This is a genomic window from Pseudomonas sp. GLN_2, from assembly GCF_043106005.1.
Taxonomy (GTDB): Bacteria; Pseudomonadota; Gammaproteobacteria; order Pseudomonadales; family Pseudomonadaceae; genus Aquipseudomonas; species Aquipseudomonas alloputida.
The window spans coordinates 118,382-132,991 of sequence record NZ_JBICMC010000020.1 but is presented as its reverse complement, the minus strand read 5'-3'; the positions used below and the strand labels follow the sequence as shown (position 1 = coordinate 132,991).

The window sequence follows — 14,610 nt, the reverse complement described above, 5'->3', positions numbered from 1 at the left end:
ACAAGGCCGCTCCCACAGGGGTTGCTCAGGCCTCGTGGCAAACGTGGTCGTCGACCAAGGTATAACGCACCGTGACCGATGAATGGTTGGGGCAGGCTCAAGGTTGCAGGCCGCTCCCGCAAAAAAGCACACCACATCCCGCGACTACAATCTTTACCTTTTCCTGATATTTCCACACTTGACCTGCAGCACGGATGATAAGCATTATCATTAGCCTTTCGTCGGCCAGGTCCCCCCGTGAGTCAGTCCCGGTTCAATTCCGTCTTCCTCGTTCAGCGCCTCACCCTGCTGCGTACCCTGCAGCGCATGGTCGGTAACCCCAGCACGGCCGAAGACCTGCTGCAGGAAACCTACCTGCGGGTGTCCCGCGCGCTGGGCGAGCGGCCCATCGAGCACATCGAGCCGTTCGTGTTTCAGACCGCGCGCAACCTGGCGCTGGACCACCTGCGTGCACGCCGGGTGCAGGCACGCATGCTGGTCGACGACGTGCCCGACGAAGTGCTGCACAGTGTCGCCGCGCCCGCCACCAGCAGCGAGGATGCCGCGCACGCCGAGCAGTTGCTCAAGCACCTCAGCGTCAGCCTCAATCAACTGAGCGAGCGCCAACAACGCATTTTCATCCTAAGCCGCCTGCATGGCGCCACCTATCTGGAAATCGCCGAACAACTGAGTGTTTCGCCCAGCACGGTACAGAAGGAACTGAAACTGATCATGGCAATCTGCATGGGTGTCGCCGAACGACTCAAGTAAGCTGACCGCAGGCGAACGGCAACGCAAAGCCCTTGCCACACCCCGCCTTAGCCTTGATCATTCGCAAAAAAATCATTCAAGGATTCACCGTGACCGACAGCCCTGCCCCTCGCCCGTCACCTGCCAGGCCAATTGCCCGTGCTCGTGCCATGGACGAGGCGCTGGACTGGCTGGTGCGCCTGCAATGCGCAGATGCCGAGGACACCCAGGCCTTTGAAGCCTGGCTGAGCGCCGCGCCAGAAAACGCCGAGGCCTATGTCGAGGCTGAGGCACTGTGGAACGGTGCACCGTTGCATCAAGTGGCCACGCACATGCACCAGCGGCAACGCCGCTCATTACGCGGGCGCCTGCGCAGTCACTGGAAACCCCTGGCCACCGCGGCGCTGCTGCTGATCGGGCTGTTCACCGTCGGTAACCTGCCCATGCGCCTGCAGGCCGACCACCTTACGGTGGTCGGCGAGCGCCAGCGCCTGCAACTGGAAGACGGCGCAAAAGTGCTGCTCAACACCAATTCAGCGTTTGCCAGCGAACGCCAGGACGGCCGCCAGGTCGCCCGCCTGCTACAGGGCGAGGCTTACTTCCAGGTCCCCGAGGGCGCTCAGTTGCCGCTGGAGGTTGAAGCCGGGCCGTTGCGCGCACAGGTGCGCGACACCGACTTTGCCGTGCGCTACCTTGACGGCGAGGCCCAGGTACGGGTGCAACGCGGTGATGTCGACCTGCAGGGGGATCGTGACCAGCGCATCCGCTTGACTGCCGGCGACAGCATCAGCGTCGGCCCCCAGGGCTTTGGCCAGCGCCAGCGCCCCGACATGCACAAGGACCTGGCCTGGATCGACGGACGTCTGGTGTTCGAGAACTGCCCGTTGAGCCAGGTACTGGCCGAAGTGCAGCGCTACTACCCGGGCTGGATCATCAACCGCAATGCGCAGCTGGAGAACGTTGCCGTCACCGGTAACTACCGCCTCGACCAGCCGCTGGAAACCCTGCGCGCACTGGCCCACATCACCTCGGCACAACTGCATGAGTACCCGGCGCTGGTCATCCTGAACTGACCCCTGAATTATTTTTACGCGATCGCACTCGCCCGCCCGTCTCGTTATAGCCAATGCAACTGATTCTTGTTTGATAACGAGAACAGCCATCACCTATAACAGCCCGCGCGTCTGGGAGCGCTTCCGATGTCCACTGGTCCTACCCGCTCGTCCAACCTTCCCCGCCGTACAGGACAACTGTCCCTGTTGACCCTTGCTCTGCTCGCCAGCGGCGCCTGCAGCCTGCCGGCGCTGGCTGCCGAGCCGGCCCAGGCCAGCAGCCCGCGCATGGGCGACTACCGCTTCAGCATCGGCCAGCAGCCGCTGGTGTCGGCGATCAACGCCTTCAGCCAGGTCACCGGCTGGCAGGTCGGCTTCAGCGCCGAGCTGGCCGACGGCGTGGCTTCGCCAGGCGTACAAGGTTCGCTGCCGCCAGATGCTGCCCTCAAGCGCCTGTTGCGGGGTACCGGGCTGAGTTTTCGCAAGATCAGCAACGGCAATGTGGTACTGGAGCGCCAAACCGCAAGCAACGTGATCGCCCTGCAGCAGGTGACCGTCAGCGCCACCCGCAGCGCACAGGACGTCAGCCAGGTACCGAGCACTGTCAGTGTGCACACCCGTGAGCAACTGGACCGGCAGAACGTGAACAATATCCAGGACCTGGTGCGCTACGAGCCGGGGGTGTCGGTATCCGGAACCGGCCAACGCAGCGGGCTGAACGGCTACAACATCCGTGGTATCGACGGCGAGCGGATCCTCACCCAGGTCGACGGCGTGTCGATCCCCGACAGCTTCTTCTACGGCCCTTACGCCCAGACCCAGCGCAACTACGTCGACCCGGAAATCGTCAAGCGTGTGGAAATCCTCCGCGGCCCGGCCTCGGTGTTGTATGGCAGCAACGCCATCGGCGGTGCGGTGAGCTACTTCACCCTCGACCCGGACGACATCATCAAGCCCGGTAAAGACGTGGGTGCACGCCTGAAAACCGGCTACAGCTCGGCCGACGAAAGCTGGCTGACTTCCGCCACCGTCGCCGGCCGCCAGGGTGACTTCGACGGCCTGCTGCACCTGAGCCAGCGCAACGGCCACGAGACCGAAACCCACAGCAGCCACAGTGGCGACGGCCTGTCGCGCACCGAAGCCAACCCGATGGACGTACGCACCACCAACGTGCTGGCCAAGCTGGGCTGGAACTACGCCGACGACGCGCGCCTGGGGTTCACCTACGAGCGCTACAAGGATGACCGCGACCAGAACATCCTCAGCGCGGTGGGTGGGCCGTTCATCCCCGGTTTTGGTGGCATGGGCTACTACAAGGCGCGTAATGGCAACGACACCATCACCCGCGAGCGCTTCGGCATTAACCATGAGTTCGGCCTGGACTCGCTGGTCGCCGACCACGTCAAGTGGAGCCTGAACTACCAGATTGCCAAGACCGACCAGCACACCGAGGAAGTTTACGTGCCGCCTGGCCGCCAAGTGCTGCGCACCCGCGATACCACCTACAAGGACCGCCAGTGGGTGTTCGACGCCCAGCTGGACAAAGCCTTCAGCATCGGCGCCACCGACCACCTGCTGACCTACGGCACAACGCTCAAGCACGAAAAGGTCACCGGTTCGCGCAGCGGTACCGGTACCTGCTTGACCGTAGGATCCGGTTGTTCCGCCGCCGGCGCCGAACGCCCGGCAGACGGCCAGGTTCTGGTCAGCGACTTCCCGGACCCGACCGTGAATACCTACAGCCTGTTCGCGCAGGATGAAATCCGCTGGAACAACTGGACTTTCATGCCTGGCGCGCGCTACGACTACACCCGTATGGAGCCCAAATTCACCGAGGCATTCCTGCGTGGCCTGGAGTCCAGCGGTACGGCGCCTACCTCCCAGGACGATTCGGACAAGAAGTGGCACCGCGTCTCGCCCAAGTTCGGCCTGACCTACGCCTTCAACGACAATTACACCTGGTACGGCCAATATGCAGAGGGCTTCCGCACGCCGACCGCCAAAGCCATGTATGGCCGCTTCCAGAACCTGGACCAAGGCTACCGCGTGGAGGGCAACCCGAACCTTGAGCCTGAAAAGAGCAAAAGCTACGAAACCGGCCTGCGAGGCAACTTCGACGCCGGCAACTTCGACGTGGCAGTGTTCTACAACAAGTACCGTGATTTCATCGACGAAGATGCCGTGCAAAGCGCCAACCTGGAACAGACCTTCCAGGCCAACAACATCAAGCACGCCACCATCAAGGGTGCCGAATTCAAGGGCCGCCTGAACCTCGACCACTTCGGCGCACCGCAGGGGCTCTATACCCAAACCTCGATTGCCTACACCTATGGTCGTAACGATGACACCGGTCAACCGCTGAACAGTGTCAACCCGCTCAAAGGCGTATTCGGCCTGGGCTACGAGCAGCAGAACTACGGTGGCTTGCTGAGCTGGACGCTGGTCAAGCGCAAGACCCGTGTCGACGACAGCACGTTTTATTCGCCTGACGGTTCTACCTCGAAGTTCCGCACCCCGGGCTACGGTGTGCTGGACCTGACCGGCTACTACAAGGTCACCGACGACGTCACCATCAACGCCGGGCTGTACAACCTTACCGACAAGAAGTACTGGCAGTGGGATTCGGTGCGCAGCTACGACGGCCAGGGTGAGGCGGCTGTGACCCAGCCAGCCAACATCGACCGCCTGACCATGCCGGGGCGCAATTTCGGTATCAATGTGGTTTGGGATATCTGAGGCGTTACGTCTGTACCGGCCTCTTTGCGGGCACGCCCGCGCCCACAGGTTCAACACAGGTCTTGGACCTGTGATGTTCCTGTAGGCGCGGGTTTACCCGCGAAGAGGCCGGTACTGGCAACACAAATACCGGCTTTTTTTACTGTCCCGCTCCCGCTGTTTCGTCTTGTATCTAGACGCCCTCTTTCCAAGGACTGCCCCATGACCGAACGCCCAGCCCTGCGCTCCCAGCGCCTGAACCAGATCACCCACGCCCCGCACGCCGAACTGGATGCCCTGGTCAAATCCCACGCGCCTTTCGACAGCCGCGAAAGTTTCGCCCGCTTCGTCGTCGCGCAGTACCTGTTCCAGTCCGAGCTGCAGGCCCTGTACAACGACCCTCAGCTGATCGCCATCGTCCCTGATCTGGCTGAGCGCTGCCGTGCCGACCAGGCCCGCCTGGACCTCGCCGACCTCGACACCGAAGTACCGGCCGCCGTACCGGGTGCCGTGGGCAAGCCGAGCCTGGGCGAGGCATTGGGCTGGATCTTCGTCTCCGAAGGCTCCAAACTGGGCGCTGCGTTTCTGATCAAGCGTGCCGTGGCCCTGGAACTGTCCGACAGCTTCGGTGCCCGTCACCTGGGGGAGCCCGCCGGTGGCCGTGCCGAAGGCTGGAAGCAGTTCACCCGCATCCTCGATGGCCTGGCGCTCTCGCCGGAAGAGGAAGCGGCTGCCGAGCGCGGTGCAGTGGCCGCTTTCGAGCGTTTCACCGAGCTGCTCAAGCACGCCTACGCTGCGGATGCCGCGCTGGTCTGATACGCCGTAGCCGGCCACCCCTCCGGTGGCCGAACCGTTTTATGCAGTGAGAACATGACCCGACCAGCCCGCTCGAAACTCGCCCGCCTGTTGTATGGAATCCTGGCCTACGTGAGCCTCGGGGTGGGCCTGGTCGCCATTGTGATTCCTGGCTTGCCGACCACCGAGTTCATCCTGCTGGCCGCCTGGGCCGCCACGCGCAGCTCACCGCGCCTGTCGGCATGGCTGGAGAACCACCGGCTGTTCGGGCCAATTCTGCATAACTGGCGCAACGGCAAGGTGATCCAGCGCCGGGCCAAGGTCAGCGCAACCATCAGCATGCTGCTGTGCGCGGGCCTGATGCTGACCTTTCTGGAACACCACTGGCCGGTATTCCTGGCAATCGCCGGCATGACCCTGGGCAACCTGTGGATCTGGTCACGCCCGGAACACGCCTGCCCTGCCCCGTCACAAGCTCAGCAGCCCTGAATACAAGGCGTAGGCCGCCAGCGCGGCACCCACCAGCACGGCGGCGAAAATCAGTTTTTCCCAGGCCGTGAACAACGTCTGCCCCTGCTCATGCTTGGCCCTCGCGAACAGGATGACCCCAGGGGCGTACAGCAGCGCCGAAAGCAGCAGGTACTTGAGCCCGCCGGCATACAGCAGCCACACGGCATACAGCAGGGCAACCAGCGCCACCAGCAGGTCCTTGCGCCGCAACCTCGGCTGCCCGGCATAGGTTTCTGCGCGCATCGCCAGCAGCACGGCATACGCCGCAGACCACAGGTAGGGCACCAGGATCATCGACGAGGCCAGGTAGATCAGACTGGTGTACGTACCGGCGGAGAACAGCGTAATCAGCAGGAAACCCTGAATCATGCAGTTGGTCAGCCACAGGGCGTTAGCCGGCACATGGTTGGCGTTTTCCTTGGCCAGAAAGCGCGGCATGGTCTTGTCCCGCGCCGTGGCGTAGAGGATTTCGGCACACAACAACGCCCATGACAGCAAGGCGCCAAGCAGCGAGACCGCCAGGCCGAGGCTGATCAGCAAGGCGCCCCAAGGGCCGACAATATGCTCCAGCACCGAGGCCAGTGAGGGGTTCTGCAGCCCGGCCAGTTCCGGTTGGGTCATGATGCCCAGCGACAGCACGTTGACCAGCACCAGCAGCGCCAGCACACCCAGAAAACCGATGACCGTGGCCTTGCCCACGTCTGACCGACGCTGGGCACGCCCGGAATACACGCTGGCGCCCTCTATGCCGATGAACACGAATACGGTCACCAGCATCATGTTGCGCACCTGCTCCAGCACGCTGCCGAATTGTGGGTTGCTCAAGCCCCAGATATCCCGGGTGAAGATATCGGCGCGGAAGGCAAATGCCGCGATCACCACGAAAATCAGCAAAGGCACCACTTTGGCGACGGTGGTGACCTGGTTGATGAAGGCCGCCTCCTTGATGCCGCGCAGTACCAGGAAGTGCACCGACCACAGCAGCAGCGAGGCACAACCGATGGCGATGGGTGTGTTGCCTTCGCCGAACACCGGGAAGTAGAAACCCAGGGTGCTGAACAGCAGTACGAAGTAGCCGACATTGCCCAGCCAGGCGCTGATCCAGTAGCCCCAGGCCGAGGAAAAGCCCATGTACTCGCCAAAGCCGGCCTTGGCGTAGGCATATACCCCTGAGTCCAGTTCCGGCTTGCGGTTGGCCAGGGTCTGGAACACGAAGGCCAGGGCCAACATGCCGACTGCGGTGATCCCCCAGCCGATCAGCACTGCTCCCACATCAGCACGCGCGGCCATGTTCTGCGGTAGCGAGAAGATCCCGCCGCCAATCATCGACCCGACCACCAGCGCGATCAGCGCGCCCAGGCGCAGCTTCTGTCCCGGTTCGCTCATGAGCCTCCCTTTCTTCCAGCCCTGTCATGCGTTTGAAACAGCCTTGCGGGCTATATAAATATCGTTACTTATACTGAAGCCGTGCGCCCAACCTATATCACTAATAACTGCTTTGTCTATGTACCTGTTCCCTCAAAACTAGCAGCAGTCCGGCAACTGGAAAAGAAACTGATAAAACTCGAAATTCTTGTGAAAAATTTGCTAAAGCGGCAAAAGCGGCTAATTTCAAGCTTCGCAGGCTGAACAGAGCGTTTGCTCTAGAAGGACATGGAGGTGCCAGCACACAAGGCCTGCAGCTCAAGCTGTCGGCACTCTCCAGGAGCACCCGTGAAGGAAATTTCCTACCTTCACGTCGCCTTAAACTGACGCAAGTCAGGTCCAGGCAACGGCGTCGGATCTATTCTGTCGTCAACTTTCTCCTGGCAGGAGTTGTTAAATGTCTGATTCATCCGGAAAACTAAAGCTCGGCGCGTTAGTTGCACTTGTCGTCGGCTCGATGATTGGCGGCGGGATCTTCTCGCTGCCGCAAAACATGGCCGCCAGCGCAGGGGTCGGGGCCGTGCTGATCGGTTGGGGGATCACCGCGGTCGGCATGCTGACCCTGGCCTTCGTGTTCCAGACCCTGGCCAACCGCAAGCCTGACCTGGATGGCGGGGTGTATGCCTATGCCAAGGCTGGCTTCGGCGACTACATGGGCTTTTCCTCGGCCTGGGGCTACTGGATCAGTGCCTGGCTGGGCAACGTCGGCTACTTCGTACTGCTGTTCAGCACCCTGGGTTACTTCTTCCCGATCTTCGGTGAAGGCAACACCCCAGCCGCCATCATTGGCGCATCGATCCTGTTGTGGGCGGTGCACTTCCTGGTACTGCGCGGCATCAAGGAAGCGGCGTTCATCAACTTGGTCACCACTGTGGCCAAAGTGGTGCCGCTGGTGCTGTTCGCCCTGATCTGCCTGTTCGCCTTCAGGCTCGACATCTTCACCGCCGATATCTGGGCCGTAGGCACGCCAGAGCTTGGCAGCGTCATGAACCAAGTGCGCAACATGATGCTGGTCACCGTGTGGGTGTTCATTGGCATCGAAGGCGCGAGCATCTTCTCGTCCCGTGCGGAAAAACGCTCTGACGTGGGCAAGGCCACGGTCATCGGCTTCATTACCGTGCTGCTGTTCCTGGTGCTGGTCAACGTGCTGTCGCTGGGCATCATGACCCAACCGGAGCTGGCCAAACTGCAGAACCCGTCGATGGCTGCCGTGCTGGAACATGTGGTCGGCCACTGGGGCGCGGTGCTGATCAGCGTCGGCCTGATCATCTCGCTGCTGGGGGCCCTGCTGTCATGGGTGCTGCTGTGCGCCGAGATCATGTTCGCCGCCGCCAAGGACCACACCATGCCGGAGTTCCTGCGCCGCGAGAACGCCAACCAGGCACCGGCCAACGCCCTGTGGCTGACCAACGCCATGGTGCAGATCTTCCTGGTCATCACGCTGTTCTCAAGCAGCACCTACCTGTCCCTGATCTACCTGGCCACCTCGATGATCCTGGTGCCCTACCTGTGGTCGGCAGCCTATGCGTTCCTGCTGGCACTGCGCAGCGAAACCTACGAGCAGGCCCTGGCCGAACGCAAGAAGGACCTGATCATCGGTGGTATCGCCCTGCTGTACGCCATCTGGCTGCTGTACGCCGGCGGCGTGAAATACCTGCTGCTCTCTGCCCTGCTCTACGCACCTGGCGCCATCCTGTTCGCCAAGGCCAAGCGTGAGGTGGGCAAACCGGTCTTCACCAACGTGGAAAAACTGATCTTCGCAGCCGTGGTCATTGGCGCCCTGGTGGCAGCCTTTGGCCTGTATGACGGCTTCCTGACCCTTTGACCCACGTCTTCGCTCAATTGGAGGAATGAAACCATGTCCGCTGAAAAACAGAAGTACGGTGTCCACTCCGAAGCCGGCAAACTGCGCAAGGTGATGGTTTGCGCCCCGGGCCTGGCGCACAAGCGCCTGACGCCGAGCAACTGTGACGAACTGCTGTTCGACGATGTGATCTGGGTCGACCAGGCCAAGCGTGACCATTTCGACTTCGTCACCAAGATGCGCGAGCGTGGTGTGGATGTGCTGGAGATGCACAACCTGCTGACCGATATCGTGCAGAACAAAGAGGCGCTCAAGTGGATCCTAGACCGCAAGATCACCCCTGATACCGTCGGCGTAGGCCTGACCAACGAAGTGCGCAGCTGGCTCGAAGGGCTGGAGCCACGCCATCTGGCCGAATTCCTGATCGGCGGCGTGGCAGGCCAGGACCTGCCGCAGAGCGAAGGCGCCGAAGTCGTGAAGATGTACAACGACTACCTGGGCCACTCCAGCTTCATCCTGCCACCCCTGCCCAACACCCAGTTCACCCGCGACACCACCTGCTGGATCTACGGCGGCGTGACGCTGAACCCGATGTACTGGCCGGCGCGTCGCCAGGAAACCCTGTTGACCACCGCCATCTACAAGTTCCACAAAGTGTTCACCGAGGCCGACTTCCAGGTGTGGTATGGCGACCCGGACAAGGACCATGGCAATGCCACCCTCGAAGGCGGTGATGTGATGCCGATCGGCAATGGCATCGTGCTCATCGGCATGGGCGAGCGCACCTCGCGCCAGGCCATCGGCCAGCTCGCGCAAAACCTGTTCGCCAAGGGCGCCGTCAAGGAAGTGATCGTCGCCGGCCTGCCAAAGTCCCGCGCCGCCATGCACCTGGACACTGTCTTCAGCTTCTGCGACCGCGACCTGGTCACGGTCTTCCCGGAAGTGGTGAAAGAGATTGTGCCATTCATCATCCGCCCGGACGAAAGCAAGCCTTACGGAATGGATGTACGCCGCATCAACAAGTCGTTCATCGAAGTGGTGGGCGAGCAACTGGGTGTCAAGCTGCGCGTGGTCGAGACCGGCGGCAACAGCTTCGCCGCCGAACGCGAACAGTGGGATGACGGTAACAATGTGGTGGCCATCGAGCCGGGCGTGGTCATTGGCTACGACCGCAACACCTACACCAACACCCTGCTGCGCAAGGCTGGCATCGAGGTCATCACCATCAGTGCCGGCGAACTGGGCCGGGGCCGTGGCGGCGGCCACTGCATGACCTGCCCTATCGTGCGCGACCCGATCGACTACTAAACGACCATCACGCCCGGCCGCACCCATGAAGTGGCGGCCGGGACATCACCGAACTCAAGGAGAAACTGTCATGGCGTTCAACATTCACAACCGCAACTTGCTCAGCCTGGAACACCACACCACCCGTGAGTTGCGCTATCTGCTGGACCTGTCCCGCGACCTCAAGCGCGCCAAGTACACAGGCACCGAGCAGCAGCACCTGAAGGGCAACAACATTGCCCTGATCTTCGAAAAAACCTCCACCCGTACCCGTTGTGCCTTCGAAGTCGCAGCCTATGACCAAGGCGCCAACGTCACCTACATCGACCCCAACTCCTCGCAGATCGGCCACAAGGAAAGCATGAAGGACACCGCCCGTGTGCTCGGGCGCATGTATGACGCCATCGAGTACCGTGGCTTCAAGCAGGAAATCGTCGAAGAGCTGGCCAAGTTCGCCGGCGTACCGGTATTCAACGGCCTGACCGACGAATATCACCCCACCCAGATGATCGCCGACGTGCTGACCATGCGTGAGCATAGCGACAAGCCGCTGCACGACATCAGCTACGCCTACCTGGGCGATGCCCGCAACAACATGGGCAACTCGCTGCTGCTGATCGGCGCCAAGCTTGGCATGGATGTGCGCATCGCCGCGCCCAAGGCACTGTGGCCACATGACGACCTGGTCGAGCGCTGCAAGCAGTACGCTGAAGAAAGCGGCGCACGCATTACCCTCACCGAAGACCCGAAAGCCGCGGTCAAGGGTGTCGACTTTGTCCATACCGACGTGTGGGTATCGATGGGCGAGCCGATCGAAGCCTGGGGTGAGCGCATCAAGCAGCTCAAGCCTTATCAGGTGAATGCTGAACTGATGAAGTCCACCGGCAACCCGCGGACCAAGTTCATGCACTGCCTGCCGGCATTCCACAACTCCGAAACCAAGGTAGGCAAGCAGATCGCCGAACAATACCCGGACCTGGCCAACGGCATCGAAGTGACCGATGACGTGTTCGAATCGCCAGCGTGCATCGCCTTCGAGCAGGCGGAAAACCGCATGCACACGATCAAGGCGATCCTGGTATCGACCCTGGCTGATCTATAGGTAGCCCGCAGTCCCTGTGGGAGCGGGCGTGCCCGCGAAGGCGTCAGCCGCATCATCGATGATGTCAGGTCTGGCTTCTTCGCGGGCATGCCCGCTCCCACAGCGAGCTCCGCAGCCTCCGTGCAGCGACAGTCCATTCATTCTTTCGCTAAAGGACATTCCACATGCGTATCGTTGTTGCATTGGGCGGCAACGCCCTGCTTCGTCGCGGCGAGCCCATGACCGCTGACAACCAGCGCGCCAATATCCGCACCGCCACCGAACAGATCGCCAAGATTCACCCTGGCAACGAGCTGGTCATCGCCCACGGCAACGGCCCGCAAGTGGGTCTGCTGTCGCTTCAGGCCCTGTCGTACAAGCCAGACGAGGCCTACCCGCTGGACGTGCTGGGTGCCGAGACAGAAGGCATGATCGGTTACATGATCGAACAGGAACTGGGCAACCTGCTGGACTTTGAAGTGCCGTTCGCCACCCTGCTGACCCAGGTGGAAGTGGACGCCAACGACCCTGCCTTCAAGGACCCGACCAAGTTCATCGGCCCGGTTTACAGCAAGGATGAGGCCGAGCGCCTGGCCAAAGAGAAAGGCTGGGTGGTCAAGGCGGATGGCGATAAATACCGCCGCGTGGTGGCCAGCCCGAAACCCAAGCGCATCTTTGAAATCCGCCCGATCAAGTGGCTGCTGGAAAAGAACAGCATCGTAATTTGCGCAGGCGGTGGCGGCATCCCCACCCTGTACGATGAAAACCGCAAGCTCAAAGGTATCGAAGCGGTCATCGACAAGGACCTGTGCTCGGCACTGCTGGCCGAGCAATTGGAAGCCGACCTTCTGATCATCGCCACTGACGTCGATGCAGCCTACATTGACTGGGGCAAGCCGACGCAAAAAGCCATTGCCCAGGCCCACCCGGACGCGTTGGAAACGCTGGGGTTTGCCGCCGGCTCCATGGGGCCGAAAGTGCAGGCTGCCTGCGACTTTGCCCGCAACACCGGCAAGGTGGCGGTGATCAGTTCGCTGGAGAACATCGAAGACATCGTCAAAGGCAAAGCCGGCACTCGGGTTTCCACCGAGAAGCCGGGGATCAGCTACCGTTGAATGCAGTCGGCGGGCTTACGCGGCCCGCCATTTTCGACCTTCCAAAGGAGATAACCATGGCCCAGTATCAGCCCGGTCATGTACACATCGAGCGCTCTGCGCTGAACAACGCCGACCACAGCTATGACCTGAACATCGAGTACGAGGCCGTGTCGGACCCCAAGGAAGGCAGAGGCATTCAGTTCCACATGCATGGCAGCATCGAAGGCAAGCCGGTGGAAGAAAAGTTCTTCCTGGCCAAGGACCAGGCCTTGCCCAGCTTCCTCATGCTACTGACCCGCAAGGCGCAGTCGTATCTGGCGCCGCCGAAGAAATTCGAGACCCTGAGTTCGCCGCACAAGCTCTATGACCATATGTTTGCGGACATCCGCGAAAAGCTCGAGGTGAAATCGGGCGACCCGATCAAACCTGAACATCTGGAGTGACCCTTTTCGCGAGCAAGCCCGCCCCCGCATGGACAGCAGCAACCTTGTGGGAGTGGGAGCGGGCGCGCCCGCGAATGCGCCACCGCCGACCTTGGGCCTGAACCCCGTCTCAGGGCATACTGGCGGCCTCCGTCGCCAACTGTTCGAACCCCATGCGCATCCACGTCAGCTTCATCGACCGCGTCGGCATCACCCAGGAAGTCCTCGCCCTGCTCGGTGCCCGCAACCTCAACCTGGACGCCGTGGAAATGGTCCCGCCGAACGTCTACATCGACGCCCCCACCCTCAGCCCCGCCGTACTCGAAGAACTGCACGACGCGCTGTTCGAAGTACAGGGTGTGCAATCGGTGGACGTGGTCGACATCCTCCCCGGCCAGCGCCGCCACCTGCAGCTCGATGCCCTGCTGGCCGCCATGAGCGATCCGGTGCTGGCGGTAGACAGCGCAGGCCTGGTGCTGTTGGCCAACCCGGCGCTGATCGAACTGTGCGGCCGCGAATCTGCCGGGCGCTCGGTGGGTGAGCTGTTTGGCGACCCCGCGCTGCTGCAAGCGCTGCTGGACAACAACTTCCACCTGCCCATGCGCGAAATGCAGCTGAACGGCCATAGCCTGCTGCTGGACGCCATGCCGATTACCAACGCCGGTGGCCTGCTGACGCTGTACCCCCCCTCGCGCATGGGCGAACGCCTGTCGGCCTTGCACCACGACCACGCCGAAGGCTTCGATGCCTTGCTGGGCGAGTCGCCGGCCATCCGCACCCTCAAGGCCCGCGCCTTACGCGTGGCTGCGCTCGATGCACCGCTGCTGGTGCATGGCGAGACCGGCACCGGCAAAGAACTGGTCGCCCGCGCCTGCCATGCCGTCAGCAGCCGCCACGCGGCCCCGTTCCTGGCGCTGAACTGCGCCGCGCTGCCCGAGAGCCTGGCCGAAAGCGAGCTGTTCGGCTACGCGCCCGGGGCCTTTACCGGCGCGCAACGCGGTGGCAAGCCTGGGCTGATGGAACTGGCCAACCAGGGCACCGTGTTTCTCGATGAAATTGGTGAAATGTCGCCCTACCTGCAGGCCAAGCTGCTGCGTTTTCTCAGCGATGGCAGCTTCCGCCGGGTGGGTGGCGACCGTGAAGTGAAGGTGGATGTGCGCATCATCAGCGCCACCCACCGCGATCTGGAGCGCATGGTCGCCGAAGGCAGCTTTCGCGAAGACCTGTTCTACCGCCTGAACGTGCTTAACCTGGAGGTACCGCCGCTTCGCGACCGTGGCCAGGACATCCTGATGCTGGCGCACTTCTTCATGCAGCAGGCGTGCACGCAGATCCAGCGCCCAGCCTGTCGGCTGACCCCCTCCACCCATTCGGCACTGCTGGCCAACCCTTGGCCGGGCAATGTGCGCCAGTTGCAGAACGTGATTTTCCGCGCTGCGGCTATCTGCGAGGGCAACCTCGTGGATATCGGCGACCTGGACATCGCCGGCACCTCGGTGGCACGCGGGCAAGATGGCGAAGTGGCCAGCCTGGAACAGGCTGTAGGTGATTTCGAGCGCGAGCTGTTACAGCGTTTGTATGCCAGCTACCCGTCAACACGGCAACTGGCCGGGCGCTTGCAAACTTCGCACACGGCTATCGCGCAGAGGCTGCGTAAATATGGAATACCCGGGAAACCATGACGGCTGTGGTC

General features: G+C 62.0%; 12 protein-coding genes. 11 read left to right on the top strand and 1 reads right to left on the bottom strand.

All coding sequences use genetic code 11. From position 1 onward, the window contains the following. Positions 1–237 precede the first annotated feature (237 nt). From ACF8Q6_RS05340 to ACF8Q6_RS05320, 5 genes are all read left to right on the top strand, one after another. On the top strand, positions 238–750 hold the full coding sequence (locus ACF8Q6_RS05340; protein ID WP_003255059.1) for an RNA polymerase sigma factor: 513 nt from the start codon (positions 238–240) through the stop codon (positions 748–750). An 89-nt stretch (positions 751–839) separates the two neighbouring features. Next, entirely contained in the window at positions 840–1,802 is a 963-nt protein-coding gene (locus ACF8Q6_RS05335) for a FecR family protein (protein ID WP_392494185.1), read from the top strand. A 126-nt stretch (positions 1,803–1,928) separates the two neighbouring features. Then, positions 1,929–4,517, top strand: coding sequence for a TonB-dependent receptor (locus ACF8Q6_RS05330; RefSeq protein ID WP_392494187.1), 2,589 nt, complete (start codon positions 1,929–1,931; stop codon positions 4,515–4,517). Positions 4,518–4,718: 201 nt separating this feature from the next. Next, positions 4,719–5,312, top strand: a complete 594-nt coding sequence (locus tag ACF8Q6_RS05325) for a biliverdin-producing heme oxygenase (protein WP_392494189.1) — start codon at positions 4,719–4,721, stop codon at positions 5,310–5,312. A gap of 54 nt (positions 5,313–5,366) precedes the next feature. Continuing rightward, positions 5,367–5,780: a YbaN family protein gene (locus ACF8Q6_RS05320; protein ID WP_003255065.1), complete on the top strand. Its 414-nt coding sequence runs from the start codon at positions 5,367–5,369 to the stop codon at positions 5,778–5,780. Here the strand turns inward: ACF8Q6_RS05320 and arcD (ACF8Q6_RS05315) are convergent. Continuing rightward, positions 5,760–7,187 (bottom strand): arginine-ornithine antiporter, encoded by a 1,428-nt coding sequence (gene arcD, locus ACF8Q6_RS05315; RefSeq protein WP_003255067.1) that lies wholly within the window; start codon positions 7,185–7,187, stop codon positions 5,760–5,762. The genes ACF8Q6_RS05320 and arcD (ACF8Q6_RS05315) overlap by 21 nt on opposite strands. A gap of 436 nt (positions 7,188–7,623) precedes the next feature. On the opposite strand from arcD (ACF8Q6_RS05315), the gene arcD (ACF8Q6_RS05310) reads away from it, so the two are divergent. The 6 genes from arcD (ACF8Q6_RS05310) to ACF8Q6_RS05285 all read left to right on the top strand — a co-directional run bounded on the left by arcD (ACF8Q6_RS05310) (position 7,624) and on the right by ACF8Q6_RS05285 (position 14,599). Beyond that, a complete protein-coding gene (arcD, locus tag ACF8Q6_RS05310) occupies positions 7,624–9,051 on the top strand; it encodes an arginine-ornithine antiporter (protein WP_392494191.1) in 1,428 nt (475 codons plus the stop codon). Positions 9,052–9,084: 33 nt separating this feature from the next. Next, positions 9,085–10,338, top strand: coding sequence for an arginine deiminase (gene arcA / locus ACF8Q6_RS05305; RefSeq protein ID WP_221100924.1), 1,254 nt, complete (start codon positions 9,085–9,087; stop codon positions 10,336–10,338). 70 nt (positions 10,339–10,408) lie between these two features. Continuing rightward, positions 10,409–11,419 carry an ornithine carbamoyltransferase gene (locus ACF8Q6_RS05300; protein ID WP_010952185.1) on the top strand — a complete coding sequence of 337 codons (1,011 nt, stop codon included), beginning with the start codon at positions 10,409–10,411 and terminating at the stop codon, positions 11,417–11,419. A gap of 164 nt (positions 11,420–11,583) precedes the next feature. Next, on the top strand, positions 11,584–12,513 hold the full coding sequence (gene arcC / locus ACF8Q6_RS05295; RefSeq protein ID WP_392493892.1) for a carbamate kinase: 930 nt from the start codon (positions 11,584–11,586) through the stop codon (positions 12,511–12,513). A gap of 56 nt (positions 12,514–12,569) precedes the next feature. After that, on the top strand, positions 12,570–12,938 hold the full coding sequence (locus ACF8Q6_RS05290; RefSeq protein ID WP_014755465.1) for a DUF5064 family protein: 369 nt from the start codon (positions 12,570–12,572) through the stop codon (positions 12,936–12,938). A 152-nt stretch (positions 12,939–13,090) separates the two neighbouring features. Then, a complete protein-coding gene (locus ACF8Q6_RS05285; protein ID WP_012051339.1) occupies positions 13,091–14,599 on the top strand; it encodes a sigma-54-dependent transcriptional regulator in 1,509 nt (502 codons plus the stop codon). Positions 14,600–14,610: the final 11 nt, after the last annotated feature.

What these genes read in the sequence shown, in the direction of transcription:
- ACF8Q6_RS05330 (WP_392494187.1), top strand. Translation starts at nt 1,929, where the DNA reads ATGTCCACTGGTCCTACCCGCTCGTCCAACCTTCCCCGCCGTACAGGA.
- ACF8Q6_RS05325 (WP_392494189.1), top strand. Translation starts at nt 4,719, where the DNA reads ATGACCGAACGCCCAGCCCTGCGCTCCCAGCGCCTGAACCAGATCACC.
- ACF8Q6_RS05320 (WP_003255065.1), top strand. Translation starts at nt 5,367, where the DNA reads ATGACCCGACCAGCCCGCTCGAAACTCGCCCGCCTGTTGTATGGAATC.
- arcD (WP_003255067.1), bottom strand. Translation starts at nt 7,187, where the DNA reads ATGAGCGAACCGGGACAGAAGCTGCGCCTGGGCGCGCTGATCGCGCTG.
- arcD (WP_392494191.1), top strand. Translation starts at nt 7,624, where the DNA reads ATGTCTGATTCATCCGGAAAACTAAAGCTCGGCGCGTTAGTTGCACTT.
- arcA (WP_221100924.1), top strand. Translation starts at nt 9,085, where the DNA reads ATGTCCGCTGAAAAACAGAAGTACGGTGTCCACTCCGAAGCCGGCAAA.
- ACF8Q6_RS05300 (WP_010952185.1), top strand. Translation starts at nt 10,409, where the DNA reads ATGGCGTTCAACATTCACAACCGCAACTTGCTCAGCCTGGAACACCAC.
- arcC (WP_392493892.1), top strand. Translation starts at nt 11,584, where the DNA reads ATGCGTATCGTTGTTGCATTGGGCGGCAACGCCCTGCTTCGTCGCGGC.
- ACF8Q6_RS05290 (WP_014755465.1), top strand. Translation starts at nt 12,570, where the DNA reads ATGGCCCAGTATCAGCCCGGTCATGTACACATCGAGCGCTCTGCGCTG.
- ACF8Q6_RS05285 (WP_012051339.1), top strand. Translation starts at nt 13,091, where the DNA reads ATGCGCATCCACGTCAGCTTCATCGACCGCGTCGGCATCACCCAGGAA.